Raw genomic sequence first — 9,484 nt, 5'->3', positions numbered from 1 at the left:
GCTGCCGGTCCCGGGGAAGTCGCCGAAGGATCTCCTGGAGCTGGGTCGCAGGGGAACGGGTCACGTACTCAAGCTCCATCCCACTGAACATCTCCAGGTTCCAGCGGCTCTTCATCCCGCCATCGAAGACAAAGACCGCCTCCCGGATCCCCAGTCGGCGTCGGAGAGTCACCAAAAGCCCCGTGAGCGTCGTGCTGTCCGCCCGGTTCCCCCGTAGGACCTCCACATGGATCGGGATCCCCCGAGAGTCGGTCGCCACCGCCAGAAGCACCTGAGGTCGGTCCTGCCGGTGATCCCGGCTGTAGCCGTACTGCGCCAATCCCTCAGGGCCGTCCCCCTCAAAGTAGACGCTCGAAAGCTCGTAGAGCACCCAGCTTGTGCCTTCGGGCTGGGCTTCCCGGTAAAGCTTCTTCCTCGATTCCGCTCCAAACGCCGTTAAGCCCATCCATCGCCCGGGAGAGATCGTCCTCTTCCAGGTCCTTTTCCTCCAACCCGCACACCTTGGCCAGGAGCGTTCCGCGGGCTTGCTCCCGAAGCCCAAGCTTGGAGGAGGGGAAAAGAATCCGGCCGAAGATCATCGCCTTCAAAAGCCGCCGTTTCCGCTCCGAACCCACTCCGGCAAGAACCGAATCAAGTCCCAATCGCTGCCAGGCCGCCTCCAGAACCGCGATTCCTCCGTAATCCAGAGCTTCCTGCCCTTCCAATCCGTCCACAGGCACAAGCTTCTTCCCCTGCACCAGCAGCTCGGACCGCCTGCTTGACCTCCACCGGCATTCGGGTCAGATTGCACAGGATCCTCGTCTTGACCTGCTTGCCCACCCGATACGACTCCCGGACAAGAAGGGATCGGTAGACTTTGCCCCTCTGACAAGTCCGTACCTCCTGCACGTACTTGCCTACAATATGGCAAGAACATAATGCTCATGGACATAAAAGTTATTCACATTGTAGTTGCATGGAACGTCCTACAGCATTTTGCATAAGTCCTTCATACGCCGAAAGAATCCTCAAAATGATGCGGAAGATCGGCTAACTAGAACGCCTGACGCAGTGGCCATCAATCCTCGCGACATCGTTCTGCTCTGCCGCCTCTTCCTCCTCCTGGGGACAAAAGAAACATGGAATAGTAACCCGTTCTTCCCGTCCTGACCTTAGATTAGGTCAATCCAAGGACTAGAGATCTTGCCCCATAGGCATCGGCCCGGGCCTACCTGGGGCTAGGAGACCACGGCCTCCCACCAGCTGCCATAGATCGACGAGACGAGCCAGGCAACTCCTCTCCAAAAACGGCAGACCCCTTACAGCGCAGCTGCAGTTCCTGCCTCCAATACTTCCCCGCCTTCCGTCTTCGAGGGCTGGCCCACCTCCACAAGTCGCAAGTTTCGATACTTCCGAAACCCCGTACCCGCAGGAATCAAGTTTCCGAGGATAATATTTTCCTTAAAGCCCTTAAGGTAATCGACCCGGCCCAAGGTTGCAGCCTCCGTGAGCACCCGCGTCGTATCCTGAAAACTTGCGGCGGCAATAAAGCTATCCGTTTCCAGCGATGCCTTGGTGATTCCCAAGAGGACCGGCACCGCTTCCGCTGGCTTGCCCCCCTTGGCCTCTACTTCCCGGTTCTCCCGCTCAAACTCGAGTCGATCCACCAGCTCACCCCACAGAAACGACGTATCCCCAGCATCCAGAATCTTCACCTTCCGCAGCATTTGCCGGATAATAATTTCGATGTGCTTGTCGTTAATCTCGACCCCTTGGAGCCGGTAGACCTCCTGCACCTCATTGAGAAGATACTCTTGCAACTCGTAGGGCCCACAAACGTCCAAAATCTCTTGCGGGGCCACCGGTCCTTCCGTTAGCTGTTGACCCTTTTTTACTCGATCCCCCTTAAAGACGATGAGGTGTTTCGACAGAGGGATCAGGTGTTCCTCCTCCTGACCTGTCTCCGGATCTCGAATCAAGAGACGCCGGCGGCCCCTGACAATCCCTCCATCCTCCACAATCCCATCAATACGCGCAATTTCCGCGGCGTCCTTCGGTCTCCTGGCTTCAAAAAGCTCCGCTACCCGTGGGAGCCCACCCGTAATATCTTTCGTCTTTACCACTTTCCTGGGTGTTTTCGCCAATCGTTTCCCAGCTTCGACCTTCTCCCCCTCTTTGACTTCAATATGCGCGCCCGCGGGGATACTATACGACGCTAAAACCTCACCCGTTTTCTCATCTAAAATGACAATCTGGGGATGTAGGTCATGCTTGTGTTCAATGATGACAGTCTCCACCTGTTTTGTAACTTCGTTGAGCTCCCGCTTCATCGTCTCCCCTTCCTTGATGTCGCGGAACTCCACAATCCCACTTTTCTCCGTCAGAATGGGGATGTTATAGGGATCCCATTGCACAAAAACCTGCCCTTTTTTCACAGGAGCGCCGTCCGCAACCGAGATGAAGGCCCCGACGACCACCGCGTGTCGCTCAAGCTCTCGCCCACTTGCATCCACGATGGCAACAAACCCGTTTTTATTCAAAACAATGAAATGCCCTTCCACCGACTGCACGACACGCAGGTCAATGTACTGCACCAACCCGTCGTTTTTGGCTCGGATCTGCGGCTGCTTGAACACCTGGGAAGCCGTCCCGCCAATATGGAACGTCCGCATCGTCAACTGGGTTCCGGGCTCTCCAATGGATTGGGCGGCAATGACTCCCACCGATTCACCCACCTTGGCCATCTGCCCAGTCGCCAGATTGAGCCCGTAGCACCGTGCACACACCCCACCCTTGGTCTCACAAGTCAGCACCGAGCGGATGCGCACTTGTTCGATCCCGAGCCGTTCAATCGCAAGCGCCTTCTTTTCATCGATGAGTTCGTTCACGCTCACAATTACCTTCCGGCTCACCGGATCCACAATTTCCTCGCAAGACACCCGACCCACAATCCGATCCGAGAGCTTAATAATCTCTTCATCCCCCTCATATACCGCCTTCACCCAAATGCCCGCGATTGTGCCACAATCTTCCTCGAGCACGATCACGTCCTGAGCCACATCGTGCAGCTTCCGCGTCATGTAACCCGCATCTGCGGTCTTAAGCGCCGTATCCGCTAACCCCTTTCTCGCTCCATGGGTGCTAATGAAATACTCAAGAACGGACAATCCTTCACGGAAATTGGAAATGATCGGCCGCTCGATAATATCCCCGGATGGTTTGGCCATAAGCCCACGGATTCCCGCAAGCTGCCGCACCTGTTGCCGGTTACCCCGGGCCCCGGAATCCACCATGAGAAAGAGTGGGTTGTACTCCGTCCGGTCCAAGTTTGCCTCCAGGGTCCGGAACATCACGCTTGAAATTTCCTCCGTCGCCTGTGTCCAGATATCAATAATCTTGTTATACCTTTCGCCATCGGTGATCGCCCCCGCCCGATACTGCTTCTCGACTACGGCCACCCGTTCATATGCCCGCTTGATCACTTTTTCCTTCTCCGCCGGTATGATCATATCATCAATCCCGATGGAAATTCCTGCCTTGCTAGCCTCCCGGAATCCCAGCTGCTTCAGCGCGTCCAGGCAGGCGACAGTCTTTTCATGCCCGGCGATTTGGTAGCACCGAACAATGAGTTCTCCGAGTTGTTTCTTTCCTGCAGTCCGGTTGTAGAACCCCAGTTCCGGTGGCCAGATTTGGTTAAACAACACCCGACCAGCCGTCGTTTGAATAAGCTTTTTGTCCTTTTCTCCGAATATCGTATCTTTCCCGTAATCGGGATTTTTCAGAAGCACCCATTCATGGGTTTTAATAATTCCATCAGCATGAGCAAAAAGAACCTCGTCGGGACTCTCAAAGAGAAGCAACCGACTCTCCTTCTTCTGAGCGAGAACCGATTTCCTTGGAGGCAACGTAAGATAGTAACATCCAAGGGTAATATCTTGCGTAGGGGTTGTAATCGGCTTCCCGCTCGACGGCGAAAAAAGATTGTTGGGAGCTAGCATCAAAAGATGGGCTTCCAAAAGGGATTCAATCGATATGGGAACGTGAACCGCCATCTGGTCGCCATCAAAGTCGGCGTTGTATGCGGTGCACACCAGGGGATGAATGCGAATGGCATCGCCTTCAATCAGCACGGGCTCAAAAGCCTGAATCGAAAGCCGGTGAAGTGTGGGAGCGCGGTTGAGCAGTACCGGGTGCCCTTTGGTGACTTCCTCCAGAATATCCCACACGATCGACTCCTGGCGCTCGATCATCTTTTTGGCGCTGCGGACCGTATGAACATGGCCCAGCTCGCGAAGCCGACGGATGATAAATGGTTCAAAAAGCACCAGAGCCATCTTCTTGGGTAACCCGCACTGGTGAAGCTTCAGTTCCGGACCAATCACAATCACAGACCGCCCGCTATAATCGACCCTCTTGCCCAGAAGATTGAGCCGGAACCGCCCGGTTTTCCCCTTGAGCATATCCGAAAGCGACTTAAGCGGCCGGTTCCCCGCTCCCGTCACAGGACGGCCGTGACGCCCGTTGTCCAAAAGAGCATCTACTGCCTCCTGCAGCATTCGCTTTTCGTTTCGGATGATGACTTCCGGGGTCTTAAGCTGCAATAGCGTCCGCAAGCGATTATTGCGATTGATCACCCGCCGATACAGATCATTTAAGTCCGAAGTAGCAAATCTCCCACCCTCCAGGGGAACGAGCGGGCGCAGATCAGGCGGAATGACCGGAAGCACTTCCAGGATCATCCATTCCGGGCGAGTCCCGGATTGGATAAATCCTTGAACCAATTTGAGGCGCTTGGCGATTTTCTTGCGCAATTGCTTGCTTTTGGTATTGGCCAAAGCTTCCGAAAGTTGCGTCGCAAGCTCGTGAAGGTCGACCTTTTTGAGAACGTCCCGAATCGCCTCTGCCCCCATCTTGGCAACAAACGCGCTCGGGCCATATTCTTCGATTGCTTCCCGATATTCTTGTTCTGACAGAAGCTGCTTGGGCTTAAGCGGCGTGGAGCCAGGGTCGACCACCAAATAATCCTCGTAGTACACCACTCGCTCCAAATCACGAGCGGTCATGTCCATCATAAGACCCAGCCGGCTGGGCATGCATTTGAGAAACCAAATGTGCGCTACCGGAACGGCAAGCTTAATATGGCCCATCCTTTCCCGCCGTACCCGGGACAGGGTCACCTCCACTCCACAACGATCACAAACGACACCCTTGTACTTGATCCGCTTGTATTTTCCGCACGCACACTCCCAATCCTTGGTCGGGCCAAAGATTCTCTCGCAAAAGAGTCCACCCTTCTCCGGTTTAAAGGTACGGTAGTTGATGGTCTCCGGATTTTTGACCTCTCCCCGGCTCCAACTCTCAATCATCTCAGGAGACGCAATGGCAATCCGGACCTGGTCAAACCCTACCGAACGCTCCAAACCCAGAATTTCTCTTGCAATGGTCGTTTCCTTGCTCATGGCTCTCTTGCTCTCCCCCTACAATCCTTGCTTCATCCCACCGCTAGCACCTTCTTTTCCCAATCGAGCTTGGGCCCGACTTCCTTAGCTTGCCTCTCCGTCACCCTCCGAAGACGGAGTCGTCTCCACCGGCCAGGTTTTCCTTCCATTGACCCGGGACTCCGCCTCGGCCAGGGATCGGGTGCTTCCACCAGCACCGTCCAGCACCCCCGACCTCGGCCCTACCTTAACGTCCAGGCACAATCCCTGAAGCTCCTTGACCAGCACGTTAAACGATTCAGGAGTGCCCGGATCAAGGTAGTTTTCCCCTTTGACAATGGCCTCATAAATCCGTGTTCTTCCGGAAACATCGTCGGATTTCACCGTCAATAACTCCTGCAACGTATAACCCGCGCCATACGCTTCCATCGCCCACACTTCCATCTCTCCAAAGCGTTGTCCCCCATATTGAGCCTTTCCACCCAAGGGCTGTTGGGTGACTAAAGAGTAAGGGCCAACTGCCCGAGCGTGAATCTTATCCGCCACCATATGATGGAGCTTCATCATGTAGATAATCCCCACCACGACTCGCTGATCAAACGGCTCACCTGTCCGCCCATCGTACAAAACTGTTTTTCCATCCTCATCCAGCCCGGCTTCTTTCAAAAAAGCACGAATCTGATCCTCTTTCACTCCATCAAATACCGGACTGGCAACCTTAAAACCAAGTTTTTCCGCCGCAATCCCCAGGTGCGTCTCCAGCACCTGCCCCACGTTCATGCGAGACGGTACCCCAAGGGGGTTCAGCACAATGTCAACGGGCGTGCCATCCGGCAGAAAGGGCATGTCCTCCTCGGCAACAATCTTCGCAACGACACCCTTATTCCCATGCCGGCCCGCCATCTTGTCTCCCACCGAAAGCTTACGCTTGCTTGCAATGTACACCTTGACCTGCTTAATAATCCCCGGCTCAATCTCATCCCCGCTTTCGACTTGATCCAGTTCTAGCTCTTTCTCGTTTCGGAGTTGCTCGAATTTGGACTCAAAGGCATTAATAATTTCCATAATCTTGTTTCGTACCGGACTTGGGTCGATCTCGATATGATCATACACCTCAGCTAGTTTGCGCAAAAGCGTCTTGGTGATCTTCCGATTGGCTGGGATGATAATCTCACCTGTCTCAGCATTCACAACATCCAAAGGAATCTTTTCATTAAGAAGGATATTCGAAAGAGCTTGAGTGAGCTGCTCGCGAAGATCCGTTTCCTTTTGTGCGTAACGCTCTTCAATCTCCTTAATTTTCTGTTTTGCTTCCGAGGGAGTTAATTTCACCTTTTGAACCCGTGCATTCCCAGACGAAACCTTGACGTCCATTACTATTCCATACGTGCCACTAGGCACGCGCAGGGAAGAGTCTTTGACATCCGCCGCCTTGTCACCAAAAATGGCCCGAAGAAGCCGCTCCTCCGGAGCGAGCTCCGTCTCCGTTTTGGGAGTAATTTTCCCCACCAAAATGTCGCCCGGCTTGACCTCGGCTCCGACGCGGACAACGCCATCGGGACCTAGATTCTTGAGCGCTTCGTCCCCCACATTGGGAATGTCCCGAGTAATCTCCTCCGGACCAAGCTTGGTGTCTCGGGCCGTAATCTCAAACTCATCAATATGAATGCTTGTAAAGACGTCCTCCTTGATCAATCGCTCCGAAACAAGAATCGCGTCCTCAAAGTTATACCCATTCCATGGCATAAATGCCACCAAAAGGTTCCTCCCTAACGCCAATTCCCCCCTTGCCGTGCACGGTCCATCCGCAATGACCTGGCCCTTCGATACCAAATCCCCTTTGCGCACAATTGGTTTTTGATTGATGCACGTCCCAGAATTGGAGCGCATAAACTTCTTGAGCTCATAGATGCACATTCCATCTCGGGGGTTATGCTTCCACTTGCGCCTACTTTCAGGAAGCTTCCCGTCCTTCGTAAGGATAATCTTTCCACCGTCAACGTACGCAACCTTGCCATCCATCTCGCTAAGCACGACTGCTTGCGTATCACGAGCGACCTTCGCCTCCATCCCAGTCCCTACCGTAGGAGCCTCAGTCGTGATCAAAGGCACTGCCTGCCTCTGCATGTTTGACCCCATAAGAGCACGGTTTGCATCGTCATGCTCCAAAAATGGGATAAGACTTGCGGCGACCGAAACGAGTTGTTTTGGCGAGACATCCATAAAATGGACCAAACTAGGATCCACCTCTCGGAACTCACCCTTCACACGTGCCGAAACCTTTTTCTCGAGGAACCGGCCTTCTTCATCCAAAAGAGAATTGGCCATAGCGACGACGTATTTTTCCTCCTCATCCGCGGTCAGATACACAATCTCGTCGGTCACCCGGCCGTCCACCACTTTCCGATACGGTGTCTCCAAAAAGCCGTACTCGTTCACCCGGGCATAACAGGACATGGAAGCAATGAGCCCAATGTTCGGCCCTTCCGGTGTTTCAATTGGGCAAATCCTTCCATAGTGAGACGGATGGACGTCTCGCACCTCAAAACCTGCCCTTTCCCTCGAAAGCCCTCCGGGCCCCAAAGCCGATAGCCTGCGCTTATGGGTCAACTCGGAAAGCGGATTGGTATGATCCATAAGCTGGGATAATTGACTCCGAGCAAAGAAGTCCCGAATCGTAGCTGACAGAGCCTTAGGATTAATCAACTTTTGGGGCGTCATCGCCTCGGTGTTGACATCAAAAAGCGTCATTCGCTCCTTCACCAACCGCTCGGTCCGCGCAAGCCCAACCCGACACTGGTTGGCCACCAGTTCTCCCACCGTCCGCACGCGCCGACTGCCTAAGTGGTCAATATCATCGGTGCTCCCCTCCCCCTTTCGAAGACCCAAAAGATACCGGGTCGCCGCGACGATATCCTCCGCCGTAAGCGTTCGAACCTCAGGATCGACGGAGATGCCCAGTTTCTGATTCAACTTGTACCGGCCCACCCGGCTAAGGTCATACCGTTTGGGATCAAAAAAGAGACGGCGGATCAAAATCTTGGCGTTCGAAACGGTAGGAGGATCTCCCGGCCGGAGTCTCCGGTAAATTTCCTTCAGTGCCTCCTCTGGATCCTTCGCCGGATCTTTCTTGAGACACTTTACGATACATTCATCCTCCGAAATGTTGACAACCTTAACACGGCGTAACCCCCGCTCTGCCATCTGCCGCAAAAGATTCCTTGTCAGCGGCTGAAATGCACGAGCAAGAAAGCTTTCCGGGACAGCTGGGTCGGGAATATCGTGTACAAGAACCCGGTTCGCGAGCTTCTCCTCGCTCACCTCACGCGAGACATCCCACTCTTCGAGCCGATAGAAAAGCTTAAGAATATCCTCATCCGTACCGGATCCAAGCAACCGGCTCCCCTCCTTGGAACCCGTGGCAGGAATGGCCGCCAACGCTCGCAGCAAGGTAGTAATCAAAAATTTCCTCCGCTTCTTCCGGCGATCCAAATGAACATAGATAAGATCCAAAGCGTCCAAGCCAACCTCCAACCAGGTCCCCCGGTCCGGGATAACTCGATAAGCAAAAACCATGCGACCATTCGTCAAAACCGAAGATTCAAAACAAATTCCCGGAGAGCGATGTAACTGACTAACAATCACACGCTCGGCCCCGTTAATAACAAAACTTCCCTGGGGCGTCATCATCGGGAGTTCCCCCATATAGACCTTCTCTTCTTTCACCCCAGCTTCGTGAACCAGTCGAAACGTCACATACAGGGGAGCGGCGTACGTTTGTCCCTCTCGAATGCAGTCGAGATAACTGAACTTGGGATTTTCAATAGTATAGGAGACATATTCTAGTCTTGCCTTCCCATCATAACTTTCAATAGGAAAAACTTCCTGAAAAACCCCGTGTAGACCCTCATTTTTTCTTAGATGGGAAGGTACATCCAACTGCAAAAAATCCTCATAGGAACGAATCTGATGCTCAATGAGGTTAGGCACCGGAATCGCTTCCCGAATCCTGCCAAAATCCCTCCGAGGAATATCTTTTACCGTCGTCGTCATAGGATGCCTCCTTC

Annotated in this window: 2 protein-coding genes and 1 pseudogene; all 3 read right to left on the bottom strand. The window is 53.7% G+C overall.

The genetic code is table 11. The features are described from left to right. Positions 1 to 903, bottom strand: a pseudogene (locus tag KK925_RS11530) (IS1634 family transposase); the annotation flags it as partial. A gap of 395 nt (positions 904 to 1,298) precedes the next feature. After that, entirely contained in the window at positions 1,299 to 5,438 is a 4,140-nt protein-coding gene (gene rpoC / locus KK925_RS02810; RefSeq protein ID WP_174582873.1) for a DNA-directed RNA polymerase subunit beta', read from the bottom strand. An 84-nt stretch (positions 5,439 to 5,522) separates the two neighbouring features. Next, entirely contained in the window at positions 5,523 to 9,470 is a 3,948-nt protein-coding gene (gene rpoB / locus KK925_RS02805) for a DNA-directed RNA polymerase subunit beta (protein WP_174582872.1), read from the bottom strand. Positions 9,471 to 9,484: the final 14 nt, after the last annotated feature.

The organism is Candidatus Methylacidithermus pantelleriae (assembly GCF_905250085.1).
GTDB lineage: Bacteria > Verrucomicrobiota > Verrucomicrobiia > Methylacidiphilales > Methylacidiphilaceae > Methylacidithermus > Methylacidithermus pantelleriae.
This window is presented reverse-complemented; position numbering and strand designations above follow the sequence as displayed.

What these genes read in the sequence shown, in the direction of transcription:
- rpoC (WP_174582873.1), bottom strand. Translation starts at nt 5,438, where the DNA reads ATGAGCAAGGAAACGACCATTGCAAGAGAAATTCTGGGTTTGGAGCGT.
- rpoB (WP_174582872.1), bottom strand. Translation starts at nt 9,470, where the DNA reads ATGACGACGACGGTAAAAGATATTCCTCGGAGGGATTTTGGCAGGATT.